A 17,568-nucleotide genomic window follows, 5' to 3' on the forward strand; every position below is an offset into this window, starting at 1 on the left:
TTTTAATGGCCACCGCTTCGCTCATGGCTTACTGATAAGCCAACTGCCGCCTCATTAGCGGCAATCCGCATATCCATAAAGCTTTCCTCCACGTAGGCATGTTCGATAACGTCCTTGTATTTTTTCTGAATTTCCGGCAGGCGGACCTTTAAAGACGGGGTCAGTTCACCATCATCAACTGTCCACTCCTTACCAATAATGACAGCCTTTTTTGGCTGTTCATACTTGGCAAACTTTTTCGTGAATTTGGCCACTTCCTTTAATAACAAGTGCTGCACTTCCGGCTCCCTTAACAGCTGCTCGATATTTCCGGAAAGCCCTTTCTTTTCTGCCCATGGCAAAAGATTCTCCAGGCTTGGGGTGATTAAGGCAATGACATACTTTTTGTCCTGGCCAACAAGAACTGCATTAGATATATAAATACTTTGAGTCATCGCATTTTCAACTGGCTGCGGGGCGACATTCTTTCCTGTCGTCAGGACAATAATCCGTTTTTTTCTGTCGACAATTTTTAAATAGCCTTCTTCATCGATACTGCCGATGTCCCCGGTTTTAAACCAGCCATCTTCGAATACCTCTGCGGTCGCTTCTTCATTCTTGTAATAACCCTTCATAACACTTGGACCTTTGACCAATACCTCACCATCCGGAGCAATTTTTATCTCCAAATTCGGAAGCGGTTTGCCAACAGTCCCTACCTTGGAACGGACCATCGGATTTGTACAGACAACAGGCGCCGTTTCCGTCAGACCGTAGCCTTCAAGTGCCGGAATATCGACAGCCCAGAAGAACTTGCCAATTTCCGGATTTAAAGCACCTCCTCCAGAAATAAGCCCTCTTACTCTGCCTCCAAGCTTAGCTTTAACCTTTTTGTAGACAAGGGCATTGGCAATCTTCCAGCTGCGCTTGATTTCTTTAGGCAGGAAGCCTTCTTTCATGAAATCATCAAAGCTTTTGCTTAAATAATGCTCGTATTTTTTCAAACCCACTCCAATTGCCCATTTAAATATTTTCTTCCGTAATGGCGTACCGGATTCGACCATTCTCTGGGCAGTTGCATAGACTCGTTCAAACAGAAGAGGTACGCTGACTAACACAGTTGGCCTGACCTCCAAAAGGTTTTCTTGAACCTTTTCGATTCCTTCAGCATAAGCGATGGTTGAGCCGACTGATAATGGCATAAATTGTCCGGCCATCCGCTCAAACACGTGCGATAGCGGCAAATGGGAAAGCATCACATCGGATGGTCTTGCCTCAAGCACCCAGAATTGAACTCCTTCGATGTTAGCCAGTATATTGCCGTGTGATAGCATTGCTCCTTTCGGGTTGCCTGTTGTTCCTGACGTGTGGATAATCGTGGCGAGGTCGTCCCTGGTCAATTTATCCCAAATTGATTCCCAATTATCTAACGGGTATACAGATCCAAGTTGGGCCAAATGCTGCAGTGATAGAAGGGTGTCTGTTTCGGTGAAGTTCTTAGGTGTGAAGATAAGCGCCGTTTTCATGGGAACGCTCCCATTTTGAGGCACCTTTTTTAAATAGTTTTCATCTTGAACAAAAATAAAGGTGCAATCAGCATTATTTAATATATACTCGACTTGGTCATTTGGAAGCGTTGAGTGGATGGGCACGCTGACAGCCCCCAGACTTAAAATGGCCAAATCAGCTACCGGCCAGTAGGGGTTATTTTCTGATAATATTGCAATCTTATCATTTCGTTTTACTCCAAGATGGGCAAGGCCTGCTGCCACCTGTTTCACTTTTTCCCAAAAGGTAAAATAGCTGATTCCATGCCATTTCCCATTCTGCTTCCATAAAAATGCATCCTTATCAGCGTAGCGGCGGGCAGTGCGGGCAACGACTTCCACTAGATTATTCGCCTTCATTGGCAACCTCCTATCAAATTTAGATTTTAAAGAAAACCCGGTAAATTACCGGGCCGCTTAATCTTACAAACTGTCTTTTACGTTATATTGACGAAGAATGCTTTCAATCTTTAAGGCCTTACCCATATCCCCTTTAATTTTCAGCTTGCCGGTCATGAATGCCATCGTGCCGTTTAATTTGCCGAGCATGAATTGGTGGAAACTTTTCAAAGACATAATTAAAGTACAGTCCGCAGGTGTTACAGAGCCTTCCTTGACCGCTGACTTGCCATCCTTAAATTGAATCTGGTATGTGCCGCCATCATCGCCGGTTATGTCAAATTGATAGGTTGCTTGGAAGCCTTCAATCGGACCGGAATTCCCATTTAATGTTTCTTCAATTTTTTTCATTAAATCTGCTAAAGAATATTCTTCAATTGTTTTTGACATGATTAATCCCTCCTAAAATAGATATAAAGTATTAGCGGTCCGGAAGCATTATTGGTATCATATTCTTCTCCGCCCAGAAGGTTCTGTTCTGTGTCAAAGCAGTCTTTACATACCATCGTTATATTTAAAAGAAAATGACCCCCATTTGCCTCCTTTAAATGGATAGTGCTGAATTTTCAGATATTTTTATGATACCAATACGTACTCGTATTGTCCAATAGAAAAATTTCGATACTTTTCGACATCCCCCTATGAATATGTTGTTTTCCTCGGTATTCAGGCAAGAATGCCAAAAAAAAGCACCCGTTAATTGGTTAAATTAACGAATGCTGCGATGACTATTCGGTTGAGAAGCCGGGCTAAATCATCATAATGGTAAGGACTGTCATCCTTTCCTTTATAGTTTTGTACAACTACTTCATTTATGGCTCCAATCATGGCCTGGGATACGATATGCAGTTCTGTCTCGGAAGCAGTTTCAGGAAGGTAGCCTCGGACCGTTTGAAACATCAGCTGCGCAAAGCGGCGGTGGGCCTCACTTCTGGCCATCTCTACGTCTTGGGAAACACCGACTGACTCCACAAGCATTAAATTGGCCACTTTTACGTCAGTAAAACATATCTCGATATAGCGGCGGATTCCTACGTACGCCTTATAAGCTGTCCGGGTTTCTTTGTCAATGGCCAAGTTTACCTCTTGAAGTATTTCGGTTGCCACCACGTCAAAGAGGCTGGACAATAATTCTTCCTTGCTGTTGAAATGCTGGTAAAAGGTTGTTTTGGAGACTCTTGCCATCTCGACAATATCAAGAACTGAGGTGTTTTTATACCCCTCATTGGTAAATAGAACTAGTGAGGAATAAAGGATTTTTTCCTTCGCTTCCTTTGGCATTTCCGTAACAAAAAGCATCAATAAATCAGTCCAATCTATTTAATACCTGTTCATATGAGTTGTCTTAATTTTAAAAGATATTTTTCTATTTAACAAGAAACAGTTTTTCAAAAAAGACGGGCCTCTTAGTGGCCAACATAGTTCGCATCCGGAATCAATTGCTGCCATTCTTTATAAGTGATAATCGTGTCCCAGTGGCCGGTTATTTTTGCAACAACAACTACAATGAAGAATAGTGCAAGAAAACCAACAGGTATAAACCATTTATTTACTTTTTTGTTCACTACAGTCATGTTCAATGTATCCTTAATAGGGCAGGCCTCCACACAGGACATGCAGGCGTTGCAATTTGGAGATGCCACAACCTTTTTTGTATGAACCTTGATTCTTTGCGGACATACCTTTGTACACATTTCACAGTTCGTACAGGTATCTTCATTACGGCGCACCTTTGTAATTCTGAACAGGGAGCCAAGGCCGATCATTGCGCCATATGGGCACAGGAAACGGCACCAGAAGTTTCTGAAGAATAAGGACAGGACAAAGATCACTAAGATGACCTTCAAAGCAAAACCGCCGATGTTTAAAAAGAACAGCAGCATTTTTACATCAGAAATTTTATTATACGGTTCATCTAAAAATGCCTTTGCCTCAAACGTCGGCATCGCAAGAATCATACTGATGAAAAAATACAGGAGTAAATATTTTAACGGAGTTAAAATCCAAGTCAGCCAAGTTGGTATCTCAAAATTCTTTTTAAAAAGCTTTCGTCCAAACCAAGCTGCTATTTCACTGACGGTTCCAACCGGACAGAACCAGCTGCAAAACGATTTGCGAAAGATAAGCCCCGATCCGATAAAAAAGGCAAATAAGACAAGTCCGGCCGGGTGAATCATATCAAATTCGCCGCTTGTCAGCCAAACCTTCAACGCTACCAAGGCGCTGATTGGAAGAAACCCCTCGACTGCCGATGGACGCTCAACAAAAGGCTTTTCCCCAAGCGTTTCAAAGTGCATATAAAACTGATAGAATCTTAGTCCAACGTATAACAAAAATAACAGGAAAATAGCTTGAACAGCATATCGAGTTATTTGAACAGGCTTTCGTTTCAACTGTTTCCTATACCAGGCTTTTGACTTCATAAAGTTCCCTCCGTTCCTCATATCTTAACTATAAGGAACAGGAAAATATGGATATGTGATTTTAATCATCGCATTTAGGTAATTCATAAAGCTGTCAAATTAGCGACTAAATTCCGTCAAATAATTTTTTTTTAAAAAAGTACTTGAAATATTATGGAAGTATAATATAATCAATCTATAAAATTTATTTCGACTTTTTAGAAACTTCAAAATTGATGACGAGAAGAGTAGCTTGTAATTCTTAGACTTTAGAGAGCCGGCGGGTGGTGAAAGCCGGTGTCAGGACGCAAGTGAAAATCATCTCCGAGATGCAGGGCTGAAAAACCAAGTAAGCTCTGCCGGACCGCCTGCCGTTACAATAGGACACGTATGATGGTACGTTGATCGAGAGCCGCAACTGTTTTTTTGTGTTGCGGAAGTAGGGTGGTAACGCGAGCATGCTCGTCCCTATCCATAGGGACGGGCTTTTTGTATTGTTTTTAGAAAATCGTCAAAAGGGAGAGAGAATTATGAAAAAGAAAGACACACTATTTGTTGGACTCATGCTATTTTCAATGTTTTTTGGTGCGGGCAACCTCATTTTCCCACCCTTTTTGGGAATGGGCGCAGGAACTTCCTTCTGGCCGGCGATTACCGGGTTTGTTGTAACAGCGGTTGGATTGCCTTTACTTGTTTTGGTTGCAATTTCCCTTGTAAAGGACGGCGCTAATACTTTAGGGAACCGTGTTCATCCATGGTTCGGGACCATTTTTACAATCGTTGTCTATTTATCAATCGGACCATTCTTCGGGGTTCCACGCAACGCCAACGTCGCTTTTGAAATGGGCTTCAAGCCGTTTTTGGGAAATGTATCTGTCAGCCAGACCGTTCTATTGTTCGGCTTTACAGCAGTATTCTTTTTACTTGTTTATTTATTAAGCTTAAATCCATCAAAAGTGGTCGACTATATGGGCCGCATCATAACACCGGCATTATTATTGTCAATTGTTGTTTTGTGTGTATTAGGATTTGCAAAACTTGATAAACCGCTTCAGGCTCCGTCTGAAACGTATCAAACAGCGTCCCTTTTCAAAGGCTTTATCGATGGTTATTCCACCATGGATGCCTTAGCAGCGCTAGCGTTTGGGATTGTAATTTTAACTGCCTTGAAACAAAAAGGTGTAACTGAGAAGAAACAATTAACGGCTTACACTCTTAAAACGGGTATGGTTGCTGGTGTGGCACTGGCACTTGTATATGTTGCTATCGGGTTCCTTGGTGCAAAAATGGCGGCTTATGGAACATTTGATAACGGTACAGCATTGTTATCAACTGCTTCTACTATTGTCTTAGGCAGCAGCGGCAAGGTTCTGCTTGGTCTAATTTTTACACTCGCCTGCTTTACAACCTGTGTCGGTTTGACAATCGCTTGCGGTCAATATTTTTCAAAAATACTGCCAAAGCTAAGCTACCGTTTTGTCGTAACTGCTGTAACGATTCTTAGTTTCTTGATTGCCAACCTAGGCTTGAACCAAATTATCGCCGTTTCTGTGCCATTCCTTGTAATGGCATACCCATTAACAATTGTTCTTGTCGTACTGGCATTCTGCCATCGCCTGTTCGGCGGTTCCCATAAGGTATACGCGGGAGCCATGCTGCTCACTGGACTTGTCAGCCTGTATGACGGCTTAAAAATGTTTGGTCTTGAGTCGAGCGTTCTAAACCATGTAATGAGCAATCTTCCATTTGCCTCCGTTGGTTTAGGCTGGGTTGTTCCAGCTTTGGCCGGTGGTTTGGCTGGGATTGTTTTAGAAAAATTAAGTCGTTCATCCTCTTCGAATGAGGAATTACAATTAGAAAAAGCTTCATAATTATAAAGTAGATGCCAGCGAACCTTAGATCGCCGGCATCTTTTTTTCCCTTAACCTTCTTTATACCTGTTTTTTCGGATGAAATGATAGGAACAATGGAAAAATATCAGTATTTATGTTATGAATAATAAGTAGATACGATGAGAGAGGTTGAAAAGGATGGATAATCAAACATCTAACTTTATTAAGGATATAATGATAAAAGATTTGGAATCAGGCAAGCACGACAAAATCGTGACCCGCTTTCCGCCTGAGCCAAACGGCTATTTACATATTGGCCACGCCAAATCCATCATTTTAAATTTTGGCTTGGCGGATGATTTTAACGGACTGACTAACCTGCGCTTTGATGACACGAATCCTTTAAAAGAAGATATTGAATATGTAAACTCTATCAAAGAGGACGTCAAGTGGCTCGGCTTTGAATGGGACGACTTATTATTTGCCTCCAACTATTTTGAGGAAATGTACAACCGCGCTGTCCTGCTAATCAAAAAAGGGCTTGCTTACGTTGATGACTTAAGCGCAGATGAAATTCGTGAATACCGAGGAACACTAACTGAGCCCGGTAAGGAAAGCCCGTATCGGGACCGTTCCATCGAAGAGAATCTTGACTTATTTGAACGGATGCGTGCTGGTGAGTTTAGTAACGGTGAAAAGGTGTTACGTGCGAAAATCGATATGGCTTCGCCAAATATTAACCTTCGCGACCCGGTTATTTACCGTATTTCTCACGCCACACATCATAATACAGGCGATAAATGGTGTATCTATCCGATGTATGCATTCGCTCATCCGCTCGAGGATGCGATTGAAGGGGTTACCCACTCTATCTGTACGATTGAATTCGAGGATCAGCGTCCACTTTATAATTGGGTTGTTGAACAATGTGAGATGGAGAACACACCGCAGCAAATCGAATTTGGCCGCTTGAATTTAACCAATACTGTAATGAGCAAGCGGAAGCTGAAGCAGCTAGTTGATGAAGGGTTTGTTGATGGCTGGGATGACCCGCGTATGCCGACCATTTCCGGAATGCGCAGAAGAGGCTTCACCCCTGAGTCGATCCGGGCGTTTGTTCGTGAAACGGCTGTTACCAAAAATAATGCTACAGTTGATGTGGAAATGCTCGAGCACTTCGTCCGCGAGGATTTAAAATTAAAGGCGCCACGGACAATGGGTATTATTAATCCATTAAAAGTGGTCATCACCAACTATCCAGAGGGACAAATTGAGCTTTTGGATGCAGAAATCAACCCGGAAAATCCGGATATGGGAATGCGGAAAATTCCATTCTCCCGTGAGATTTACATTGAGCAGGATGATTTTATGGAAAACCCGCCAGCAAAGTACTTCCGCCTCTTCCCTGGCAATGAGGTCCGTCTGAAGCATGCGTATTTCATTAAATGCGAGGAAATTGTCAAGGATGCAGATGGCAAAGTGGTTGAACTGCGCTGCACCTATGATCCTGAAACAAAGAGCGGTACGGGCTTTACTGGCCGAAAAGTAAAAGGAACTATTCATTGGGTCGAAGCGGCACATGCCGTTCCTGCTGAGTTCCGTCTTTACGAGCCGCTGATTTTAGATGAGACAGAGGAAGATGAAGGCGCGACTTTCCTTGATAAAGTGAATCCAAATTCGCTGGAAGTGCACCAAGGCTATGTTGAGCCAAACATGAAGGAATGCCAGCCGCATGACAAATTCCAATTTTTCCGGCATGGTTATTTCAATGTTGATCCGAAGGATACTGCGTATGGAGAAAAGCTTGTGTTTAATAGGATTGTTTCCTTGAAGAGTTCGTTTAAACTTTAACAATAAAGAGGCTGCCCCGCTTTTCGGGGCAGCCTTTTATATCATTCTGATTATTTGATTCGCTGATACAACCGAAGAATCCGCTGATATACTTAAACCCACAATCTTTAATCCTTAGATATCGGCACTTCCAGAATGATTTTCGTGCCAATCCCCGGTTCAGTATTAATTGACAAGGTGCCCCCGACTGAACGAGCCCGTTCATCCATACTGAACAGCCCAACTCCTGGAGACTGGTTCCCGAGATCAAACCCTTTCCCCTTATCTTCAACCATTACCCGGACAACATTGTCCATTTCCCTTACTGTTACGGAAGCATCTAAAACCTCGGCATATTTCCGAATGTTTGTCAGTGCTTCCTGGATTATTCGGTAAATCGTTAATTCAATGCTGATGTCAAGGCGCCGGTTTAACGCGCAATCGAAATAGACGTCAATATTATAATGATTGGAATACCGAGAAAGATAAGAGCGAATCGCCGGAATTAAACCTAGGTCATCCAAGACAGAAGGCCTCAGTTCCCAAGAGATTTCCCGAATTTCTTCAATTAATTGGGTAGCTTCCTCCTGCATCTGCTGCAAGAGCGGATGGTCCATTTCCGACAAAAGGCGGTTAATGGTAATCAGGTGACTGTAGAGGTTTTGTCCGATTCCGTCATGAAGATTCCGTGAAAAACGCTTTCTCTCCTCCTCTTGGACATCGATAATCCGTGCCATCATTTTTTGCAGTTCCTGCTCGACCCGCTTGCGTTCAGTAATTTCATAACGTATTGCCAAATACTGATACGGTCTGCCCTTATCATTTAAAAAAGGAACAATCGTCGTATCGACCCAATAATAGGTCCCGTCTTTGGCTTTATTACAAATCTCGCCCTTCCACACCTGACCGCTGCCAATTGTTCTCCACATCTCTTTAAAAAATTCTTTTGAATGATGTGCCGAATTGATGATACGGTGATCCTGCCCAATTAGTTCTTCCCTTGAAAATTTAGATATTAGGCAAAACTGGTCGTTAACATATGTAATCATCCCCCTCGCATCGGTGATGGCAACAATTGAGGAGGCATCAAGGGCAAATTTGTAATCCGTCAATTCATTTCTTGTTTGCTGTAAATCCTTGTCCATTTCCATCCCCCGCATCAAAATAAATGCTCCTTTAATAGCTGTTCGAGAGCTTGGGCAGATTCAGCCACCTTTTCCTGCTCCTCTTCTGCAAAGAAGTACTCCTCTCTTTTTCCGATAAGGAGCACTCCCTTTGGTATGCCACTAAAAAATAAAGGGACCGCATAGGTAGCCACAAGTTTTTCAGCAAGATTAATGGGATAATCCGTCACTTTTCCTATGATGGAGTTTGGAAAATTTGTAATCATCATAGGGCTGCCGCTTGATATAATTTTTCCTGCGATTCCTTTTCCGAAACGGACCGTTATTCGTTTGTATTTATCGTTTAAATTTCCGGAAGCGTAATGCCACCTGACATCAGGACCTGATTCATTTTGCAGGGCAAGCCCGACAAAATCGCAGCCGATCTCAGCTCTTAACCGCTCACAAATTATAAACAATTCTGGGAGTTCCCTTAACTCTGACATCTACGCACGTTCTCCTTAAATGCCATATCCCAATAGCCCCTTCCTAACGGCATATTCGACCAGCTCAGGCCGGGTTTTCATTTGCAATTTTTCCATCAGATTGCTTTTATGGGTTTCGACCGTTTTGACACTGATGACCAACTGTTCGGCAATCTCTTTATTAGAGTATCCTTTGGCAATAAGAGTAAGCACTTCTTTTTCCCGCTCGGACAACAGATTGTACGTATCATTGCCATCCTGTTTTACGCCTGCTAAGTATTCCTCCATCAGGCGTTTTTGTGCGGACGGATGCAGGTAGGCATCTCCTTTAGCCACAGATTCAATTGCCGACATTAATTCATCATGCGGGGCGCTTTTTAAAATACAGCCGCTGGCGCCGCCTTGGATGGCTCTGAACAGGTATTCTTCGTCATCATGCATCGTTAAAATTAAAATATTCACTTCAGGCATTTGCTTTTTTAATTCCATTGTTGCGGTAAGTCCGTCTTTTCCATGCGGCATGCTTAGGTCCATGACAACCACATTCGGTTTTAGCTTCAACGCTTTTTTGATGCCTTCATTGCCTTCAGATGCTTCTCCGACTACTTCCATTTCAGGATTCGTTTGCAGCAGCATTTTCAGGCCGCTTCTTACCACGGCATGGTCATCTACCAACAGGATTCTTATCAATGTAAACTCCCCTTTAATTCGATAATGGAAGAGATATTTCTATCGATGTTCCTTCTCCTATTTTAGAGGATATCACACACTTACCGCCAATCAGAAGCATTCTTTCCTTCATAGCCGCGAGCCCCGAAGAAGGTTCATTTCCTTGGAACTCTTCAGGCTGGAATCCTTTCCCGAAATCACGGATGGTAATCTTTAGTTCAGATTCTTTCCAGAAAAAATTCATTTTTACAATGGCTGTATCTGCATACTTTGCAATATTGGTTAATGCTTCCTGACATACACGAAATACGGCAATCCGTTGTTTTTCCGAGATTAATTTTCCCTCACCGCTGGACTTTAACTCCACGATTATGCCAAATGTGGAGGTATAACATCCAATATAGCTTTTCATGGCCGGTAACAATCCAAGTGTTGTCAGGGCAGGCGGATGGAGTTCGACGGAGAGCAATCTAAGTTCCTGGATTGTTTTTTCAATCAGCAGGTTCATTTCCCTCATGTAGCTTTTCTTAGACGAGTCCTGTTCTCCTGATGCGAGAAACTGTAAGCCTGTTAAAATACTATATAAGTTCTGGCCAACCCCTTCATGCAGTTCATGCGCAATTCTTTTGATTTCCTCTTCTTGGGAGTCAATGATATATGTGCAAACATTAGGGTTTGTTCTTAATGAATCCATTTTTACCTGCCCTCCTGTCTTCTAATTCTCAATTTAAATATATCTCGAGTCTAATTTTAAACCTATTGGTGATTTAAAAAGCTTATAAAAAAAATTCAGGTTCTCCTAGAAGACCTGAACCTTTTTAAACGTATAGGTTAAACCACTTTCCTCATCGGCAGCCGACCACAAACCAGCAGACTCCGTTACTTGGCTTGCCAAAGGCACTGCCAAAAAGTAAAAATCATCAAAATAGAAGCGGAGATGGGTACCATCCGGGCAAAGCTGAACCTTTTTTATCAATTTGCTCACCACAGGGGCCTGGTCCCCGCCCTCCCGGTCCTGAATGGCAATTTCAACTTCAGCACCGGCGAAACGCTCCTGTATTTTCTTGATATCAATGGACGCCACAGCTATTACATCCTCTCTCAACAGGGTAGATGAACATCTTGTAGCCTTGCAGGTACTCCCAAAACTTCTCTCCCGCGTTTTCCTCGATAAACTTAATCGTTTCGTCCTCGGACACCCAACTGCTCATCCCTTTAATTTCAGCAATCACCATTTCGGCACCTTCAATGGCCTTTTCTTCGAGATACCAATTTAAACGTTTCTTGGCAAACAGCGATTTCAGCAGTTCGTCAATCTCCCCAGAAAATCCACCGGCCCTCGGGCGAACAAAGCAGAAATCAATATACGTTTCACTAGTCATTGACATTCACACCTTTTTTATAAATGATGAATGCAACTGGGAATAAGACAACATTCACAACAGCAGCGATGATGGTGTTTGTGTAATTTTCGTAAAAATATTGATGCACCATGTATTGTGTAAAAATAATGTTTAACATCAGCACCACAAGCAACAGGCCGACAGGGATATAACTACGCTTCATAACGCTTCACCCCCACGGCATAGACAGCGCCGTTTTCCACTTTCACATGGATTTCAGGCAATGGACGTCTTGGCGGGCCGGCAATTGGTGTGCCTGTTTCAACATCAAATTTTCCGTGATGGCAAGGACATAGCATCTCACCTTCATCCTTTTGCCAAAAAACAGGACAACGCAGGTGTGTGCAGGCATTTTGGTAGGCGACAAATTTCTTTTCCGATAAGCGAATCAGAATGGCGCTGTCGTGCTCGCCAGGAAAATGAAAATCAACAGCGTCACCGACAGGAACCTTATCTAAATCAGCAATTTTATGTTTCGGATATTTTTTATCTTCTAAGCGGTTGAGCTCCTTCGCCGCCATGACTCCCCAAGGAAGTGATGAAACGGCGAACACTCCAGCAGCACCAACCAAGGTCTTCATGAAACCGCGGCGGTCCAACTTTCGTTCGTTATTTCTATTAATATTGTGGGTATAGTTATCTTCATTGAACGGGATTTTATTATTTTTATCGCTCATGGTAATCCCTCCTAGAACAGTTTAGTGACGCCCTGCAGGATTCCAGGGAGATTCACACGTACGTTAGTTTCGCCTTCTAAATATGGCATGCTGGTTACCCATTTGCCATTATCAAGATTAAATTGCTTTTGTTTAGCTTCAATTTCTTCGTCTGTTAGCCATTGAAGTGTATTGGATGGACATACGCTCGCGCACATCGGCGGGATACCGTCCTTGGTGCGGTCAATACATAGGTCGCACTTATACATTAAATTCTGCTCTGTATCGAACTTCGGTATTCCATATGGGCAGGCAATTGTACAGTTTTGGCAGCCGATACATTTTTCCACAAGAGCCGATAACACGGCTCCTGTTTCGTGAATTTGAATTGCCTGAGCCGGACAGCTTCTTGCACATGCCGGATTTACACAGTGAAGGCACATTAAAGGCATCGTCTGCCGGTTCTTAAGCGGATTTACATCATAAACATAGTTGCGGTTGCGCTGTTCGTGTCCGCCGCACTGTGTGCAGGCAGCCAAACAGGAACGGCATCCTATGCAATTTTCCAGTTCAAGATATAACCTCTTTTTTACCACTTTATTGCACCTTCTTCATTTCTAGTTTTTCAATCTGTGCGGCACATGCCTTGAATTCCGGCATTCTTGAAATTGGATCAAGAGCGGCAATTGTCAATAGATTAATAGATTTCTCGTGGCCGAAATGGTATGGCACGAAGACTGTATCTTTACGGATCGCTTCGGTGATTTTCACTTTATATTCAGCCTCACCTCTGCGAGTATAAAGGCGTACATATTCTTCATGTTCAATATTATATTTTGCAGCTGTTTCCGGATGAACCTCAACATATGGCTCCGGACACATATCACGCAAGAATTGAATGCGGCGTGTTTGGTTACCAGATAGGTAGTGGAACACAACACGTCCGGTCGTTAAGCGCAACGGATATTCCGCATCTGGCTCTTCTGCAGGAGGACGGTATGGCAATGCACAAATTTTAGCTTTTCCGTCTGGATGATAGAACTTCTTATCTAAAAACATATGTGGTGTACCAGGGTCCTTTTCATCACGGCAAGGCCAGAACACACCGTCTTGTTTATCGATTTTATCCCAGGTAGCGCCATAATAGTCAGCGTATCCACCTTTTGAAGCTAAACGGAATTCATCTGCTACATCTCTGGCTGTTTTTAAGTGGGAGAAATATTTTCCCCTGCCAAGTTTTTCAGCAAGCTCCACTTGCATTTGCCAGTCGGGCTTTGATTCGCCTATCGGCTCCTGCGCCTTATTGATTTTTATGATGCGCCCTTCAATATTTGTAACCGTTCCTTCATCCTCTGACCAAGTAACGGACGGAAGAATGACATCAGCAAATTCTGCTGATTCAGAAAGATAGAAATCGGCGCAAACCATAAAGTCTAGTCCTTTTAATGCCTTACGGACAAAGTTTTGGTTTGGTGCAGATACCGCTGGATTTGAACAAAGCAAATACAAACCGCGAATTGTTTTTTGATCCATTAATTCAAACATTTCATAAGCAGATACACCTGGCTGCGGCATTTCTTCAGGGGTAATTCCCCACACCTGACATACTTCCTCAACATGCTTTGGATTAGTGAGCTTACGGTAGCCTGGCAGCAGGTCTGATTTTTGGCCATGCTCACGGCCGCCTTGACCGTTACCTTGGCCGGTAAATGTTGCAACACCTGATTTCGGACGGCCGATTTTCCCAGAAACTAACGCCATGTTGGTGTAACCAGAAACGTTATCGACACCTTTATGCTGCTGCTCTATACCGCGGGCAAACATGACAACAGCGTTTGGCGCTTTACCATAAATCTCAGCAGCACGGATAATTTTTTCAACTGCAATTCCTGTAATCTCGCTTGTATATTCAGGAGTAAATTCTTTGACTAATTCTTTTGTTTCTTCAAAGCCATTTGTGTGTTGGTTGATGAATTCTTCATCAACATAACCGTTTTGGATCAATAGGTTCACAATACCATTAGCAAGTGCCAAGTCTGTTCCCGGTCTTAAATCCAAGTGAACATCGGCACGTCTTGCAATCGGGGTTTCACGTGGGTCGGCAACGATCAGATAACCGCCTCTTTCCTGGACGTTCCAAACGCGGAACATCGAAGTTGGATGGCATTCTGCCGTGTTGCTTCCAGCGATGAACAAGCAATCTGTTTCATGGATATCGGTCCATGGTAATGTCGAACCACGGTCAACGCCGAATGAGCGAAGGAATCCGCCGGCTGCACTGGACATACAGAAACGTCCGTTATAATCGATATAGCGAGTTTGCAAACCAACTCTTGCAAACTTACCTGTTAAATAGCATTTTTCATTGGTCATTGATACACCACTGAAAACAGACAATGTATCTTTGCCGTATTTCCCTTGAAGCTCTTTGAATTTCCGAGCGATTAAATCATAAGCTTCATCCCAAGTTGCTTCACGGAACCCTTTGTCTGTTCCTTTTAAGGAAGCATCGTCACGGATTAACGGTCTTAAGATGCGGTCCGGATGGTTCGTCTGCTGGTAAGCAGTAACCCCTTTCGGACACATTTTTCCGACCGTAACCGGCCATTCATAGCGAGGCTCAACCCCGATAATTTTGTTTGTTTTTGTATTTACGCGTAAATTCATCCCGCACTGCATGCCACAATAGGCGCAGTGTGTTTTTATTAAGGTTTCATTTGGATGACGTACGTTTTCAATTTCTCTAAAAAATTTATCTTTTGGGGCTTTTTGGTTAACCTCTTGCATTCTGATTTGCCTCCTTGACCTTCACTTGATGGGTAGGGAATCCTGAGAATCTTGCGATACGGTATTTTCTGCGGCATGGCAGGCACAATTCCGCAAGATTAAAGCCGTCTTCCATGTTGAACTCCATGTTGTTAGTTCCCAATACTTGAATAATATCGTTCGATTGTTCGACTGATACAAATTTATCTCCGCACACTTTACATTCTTTCATATGCTGTTCTCCATAATGTTCACGGTAGTTTCTAGCAAATACGCTCATCGGACGGAACGGAATATGAGCAAGCTTACCAAATGGCAGATAGATAAGCGTTATAATGACTGAAAACTGGTGGATCAGCGACATTTGCGGCTGCATCCATCCATGTAAGAATACGTTTTGGACTGTCAATAATAGACCAGTTACTGAAATAAATAACAACATATAGAGCGGCAAGAAATCGTACATAAATTTTTGCTCTGCTCTTGCCTGCATATTTTGCATGCGGCGGTAAAGCGCCATGCTGACACCTGAAATCACCATAATGGCTGAGATGTTTAAAGCGTTGTAAGAGAACCAAGCAATGATGCCATCTGCTTTAATCCGTACCAAGTCCATTCCCATTAAGACGACTGTGTAATACCCATTTCCATCCATATTGAAGTACATCCAGCTGAACACGAGCGGGAAAGTAACTAAACAAGCAAGCACACAGCCCCACCCGATTAATACGTGCTGCATCCAGCGATAAAATCCGCGCTTTTTGATGAAGTCGTAAATCGCTAAGTGGCTTACTACTGTTTTTGGGGTGCTTTTCCTAAAAAGCAGCTTTAAGCCCTTTTTAATGATAATTTTGGTTGGCGGTCTTTCCCCCCAGGAGATGAAGCGGTAAAAGAAACCTCCTATGAAAGTAATCGTTCCTACCATATATCCATAAAGGTTTAAGTCAATATGTGTAAACATTCTTGTTCCGATAAACACCAAAATCGCAAGTCCGGCTACGCTTAAAAACATTGATTTGGCAAAATGGGAAGCAAATGCATTATTGACGGTATTATCCCGTTTTTTCGCCGATTGAATAGTTGACTCCATTTTCTTGATCCTCCCTAAAAAAAAATAACACTATCGTTTTCTTATTCTTATTTTAAGAAAAACGACAGTGTTATCTTTATCAGGGAACTCCCCCATCTAGTGGGGAAAAAACCCCTAACTATGATGGATTTTGACAAAAGTTCGTCACAAATAGAAAAGCCCCAGCATCTTGTGGCTGGAGCTAGCTATTTTGCTTTTTGATGTACTTTTTCCTTAAAGAATACAGTAGCAGCAAGAACCCGATTAACAGCTGCAGGGAGGACAAGGCGGCATCCCAGAAATGATAGGTGGATGGCCCGTAGCGAAAACAGTGGTGAATCTTTGTCATGGCAAATAGGACTTGGGGAAGGTAGTATCCGAAAAATAAAGATAAGGTAAGTACCACGCCGAGCACATAAAATATGGTATAAGTGAAAACCGTCCCCTTTTCCTCTTCAAACATTACCTCTTTTTGACTGGCCGGTTTAACAAATGTAAACAAGTTCCTAAACACCTGCTGGGCATTTTCCATGAGATTGTAGGCACCCGTAGTGTTTTCAAATACATAATATAAATCTGTTTTCAAATAGATGCAGCACTGATAAATCATCCGAATAAAAGCATCAAGGACAATTACCTTCAGCACACTCAGGAAAATCCCTGACCCGTCTGCGAAAATCAACTGACCTAGCAGTGCTGCAAAAAGAACGAACGTATCAAAACAAAGCCCCGCCAAATATAAAACATTTCGATCTTTTGAAGGTAGTTTCCATACGAATGACATATCTGTTTCGAAAACGACAAGGAATAGGCGATGTCCGATGGTTAATTTCGTGGGAAGCTGGTAGGCCCTCATGGCCAGCACGTGCCCAAATTCATGAAGCATTACAAAGCAGAAGGATAAAACGAGCCATGCCGGGATATTCAGCACCATTAAGTCAAAAATAAAAATATCCTTAAAATTTGGAAATAAAGATGGATGGGTCAGAAAAAGGAAAACGTTGATGATAAATAAGGCTGCGTAAACAGTATAAGCCGCTTTATTGAAAAAGAATTTTCCCAACTTAGGAGAAATCCACTCAAATCCAAGGGGATTTTGCTTCTTTATTGGGGCAGCTAGTTTCACACCATCCATTTCGACAACCAATTGCAGTTCGAGAAGCTGTTCGGCAAAATCGAGTAAATCAACCTCTTCATGAGGATACTTGCTTTTAAGCCGGCTTTCAATTTCACCTAACTGATAGCCTTCATTGATTAATTGAATCGCATTGATACAAACCTCCGGCATTTCATAAAATTCCCCGGAGTTGGTATCTTCAACGATATAATTCTTTTTATCTTTCCTAATTTCAATTGGGACTAATACGAGATGTGAATGGAGTGTAAGGTTCATTTTTTTACACCTGTATCCTTATTTATTTATTTAAT

18 protein-coding genes and 1 other annotated feature are annotated in these 17,568 nt (G+C 42.5%); of the genes, 2 read left to right on the forward strand and 16 right to left on the reverse strand.

Annotation, left to right across the window (positions count from 1 at the left end; genetic code table 11):
* Positions 1 to 2 precede the first annotated feature (2 nt).
* The 4 genes from ACNQGS_RS09690 to ACNQGS_RS09705 all read right to left on the reverse strand — a co-directional run bounded on the left by ACNQGS_RS09690 (position 3) and on the right by ACNQGS_RS09705 (position 4,348).
* Positions 3 to 1,886 carry an AMP-dependent synthetase/ligase gene (locus tag ACNQGS_RS09690; protein ID WP_491487134.1) on the reverse strand — a complete coding sequence of 628 codons (1,884 nt, stop codon included), beginning with the start codon at positions 1,884 to 1,886 and terminating at the stop codon, positions 3 to 5.
* A gap of 63 nt (positions 1,887 to 1,949) precedes the next feature.
* A complete protein-coding gene (locus ACNQGS_RS09695; protein ID WP_491487135.1) occupies positions 1,950 to 2,315 on the reverse strand; it encodes an SCP2 sterol-binding domain-containing protein in 366 nt (121 codons plus the stop codon).
* A 306-nt stretch (positions 2,316 to 2,621) separates the two neighbouring features.
* Positions 2,622 to 3,224, reverse strand: coding sequence for a TetR/AcrR family transcriptional regulator (locus tag ACNQGS_RS09700; RefSeq protein ID WP_491487136.1), 603 nt, complete (start codon positions 3,222 to 3,224; stop codon positions 2,622 to 2,624).
* Between the two features lie 107 nt (positions 3,225 to 3,331).
* Entirely contained in the window at positions 3,332 to 4,348 is a 1,017-nt protein-coding gene (locus ACNQGS_RS09705; RefSeq protein WP_491487137.1) for a 4Fe-4S binding protein, read from the reverse strand.
* A gap of 206 nt (positions 4,349 to 4,554) precedes the next feature.
* Positions 4,555 to 4,800: a binding site (T-box leader), on the forward strand.
* Positions 4,801 to 4,857: 57 nt separating this feature from the next.
* Here ACNQGS_RS09705 and brnQ point away from each other — a divergent pair.
* Positions 4,858 to 6,198, forward strand: coding sequence for a branched-chain amino acid transport system II carrier protein (gene brnQ / locus ACNQGS_RS09710; protein WP_491487138.1), 1,341 nt, complete (start codon positions 4,858 to 4,860; stop codon positions 6,196 to 6,198).
* Positions 6,199 to 6,357: 159 nt separating this feature from the next.
* Entirely contained in the window at positions 6,358 to 8,010 is a 1,653-nt protein-coding gene (locus ACNQGS_RS09715; RefSeq protein WP_213146538.1) for a glutamine--tRNA ligase/YqeY domain fusion protein, read from the forward strand.
* Between the two features lie 107 nt (positions 8,011 to 8,117).
* On the opposite strand, the gene ACNQGS_RS09720 is transcribed toward ACNQGS_RS09715, so the two are convergent.
* The 12 genes from ACNQGS_RS09720 to ACNQGS_RS09775 form a co-directional block, all read right to left on the reverse strand.
* Positions 8,118 to 9,134: a PAS domain-containing sensor histidine kinase gene (locus ACNQGS_RS09720; RefSeq protein ID WP_491487139.1), complete on the reverse strand. Its 1,017-nt coding sequence runs from the start codon at positions 9,132 to 9,134 to the stop codon at positions 8,118 to 8,120.
* Positions 9,135 to 9,148: 14 nt separating this feature from the next.
* Positions 9,149 to 9,598 (reverse strand): GAF domain-containing protein, encoded by a 450-nt coding sequence (locus ACNQGS_RS09725; RefSeq protein WP_491487140.1) that lies wholly within the window; start codon positions 9,596 to 9,598, stop codon positions 9,149 to 9,151.
* A 15-nt stretch (positions 9,599 to 9,613) separates the two neighbouring features.
* Positions 9,614 to 10,267, reverse strand: a complete 654-nt coding sequence (locus ACNQGS_RS09730) for a response regulator (protein ID WP_277398200.1) — start codon at positions 10,265 to 10,267, stop codon at positions 9,614 to 9,616.
* 13 nt (positions 10,268 to 10,280) lie between these two features.
* Positions 10,281 to 10,940, reverse strand: a complete 660-nt coding sequence (locus ACNQGS_RS09735) for a sensor histidine kinase (protein ID WP_464493060.1) — start codon at positions 10,938 to 10,940, stop codon at positions 10,281 to 10,283.
* A 105-nt stretch (positions 10,941 to 11,045) separates the two neighbouring features.
* The gene (locus ACNQGS_RS09740) at positions 11,046 to 11,330 is read right to left on the reverse strand and encodes a hypothetical protein (protein ID WP_491487141.1); all 285 of its coding nucleotides are present in this window, start codon (positions 11,328 to 11,330) and stop codon (positions 11,046 to 11,048) included.
* Positions 11,317 to 11,628: a hypothetical protein gene (locus tag ACNQGS_RS09745; protein WP_491487142.1), complete on the reverse strand. Its 312-nt coding sequence runs from the start codon at positions 11,626 to 11,628 to the stop codon at positions 11,317 to 11,319. The genes ACNQGS_RS09740 and ACNQGS_RS09745 overlap by 14 nt, the downstream gene beginning before the upstream one ends.
* Complete coding sequence (locus ACNQGS_RS09750) at positions 11,621 to 11,812, reverse strand: hypothetical protein (RefSeq protein ID WP_213146534.1); 192 nt, start codon at positions 11,810 to 11,812, stop codon at positions 11,621 to 11,623. The genes ACNQGS_RS09745 and ACNQGS_RS09750 overlap by 8 nt, the downstream gene beginning before the upstream one ends.
* Positions 11,802 to 12,326 carry a QcrA and Rieske domain-containing protein gene (locus ACNQGS_RS09755; RefSeq protein WP_491487143.1) on the reverse strand — a complete coding sequence of 175 codons (525 nt, stop codon included), beginning with the start codon at positions 12,324 to 12,326 and terminating at the stop codon, positions 11,802 to 11,804. Before ACNQGS_RS09755 ends, ACNQGS_RS09750 begins: the two co-directional genes overlap by 11 nt.
* A gap of 11 nt (positions 12,327 to 12,337) precedes the next feature.
* Complete coding sequence (locus ACNQGS_RS09760) at positions 12,338 to 12,901, reverse strand: 4Fe-4S dicluster domain-containing protein (RefSeq protein ID WP_213118184.1); 564 nt, start codon at positions 12,899 to 12,901, stop codon at positions 12,338 to 12,340.
* Between the two features lies 1 nt (position 12,902).
* On the reverse strand, positions 12,903 to 15,092 hold the full coding sequence (locus ACNQGS_RS09765; protein ID WP_491487144.1) for a molybdopterin oxidoreductase family protein: 2,190 nt from the start codon (positions 15,090 to 15,092) through the stop codon (positions 12,903 to 12,905).
* On the reverse strand, positions 15,079 to 16,161 hold the full coding sequence (locus ACNQGS_RS09770) for a hypothetical protein (protein WP_491487145.1): 1,083 nt from the start codon (positions 16,159 to 16,161) through the stop codon (positions 15,079 to 15,081). The genes ACNQGS_RS09765 and ACNQGS_RS09770 overlap by 14 nt, the downstream gene beginning before the upstream one ends.
* A 181-nt stretch (positions 16,162 to 16,342) precedes the next feature.
* Positions 16,343 to 17,533 carry a hypothetical protein gene (locus tag ACNQGS_RS09775; protein WP_491487146.1) on the reverse strand — a complete coding sequence of 397 codons (1,191 nt, stop codon included), beginning with the start codon at positions 17,531 to 17,533 and terminating at the stop codon, positions 16,343 to 16,345.
* Between the last annotated feature and the right edge of the window lie 35 nt (positions 17,534 to 17,568).

The sequence above is a fragment of the Neobacillus sp. PVCKKU3 genome, assembly GCF_058323225.1.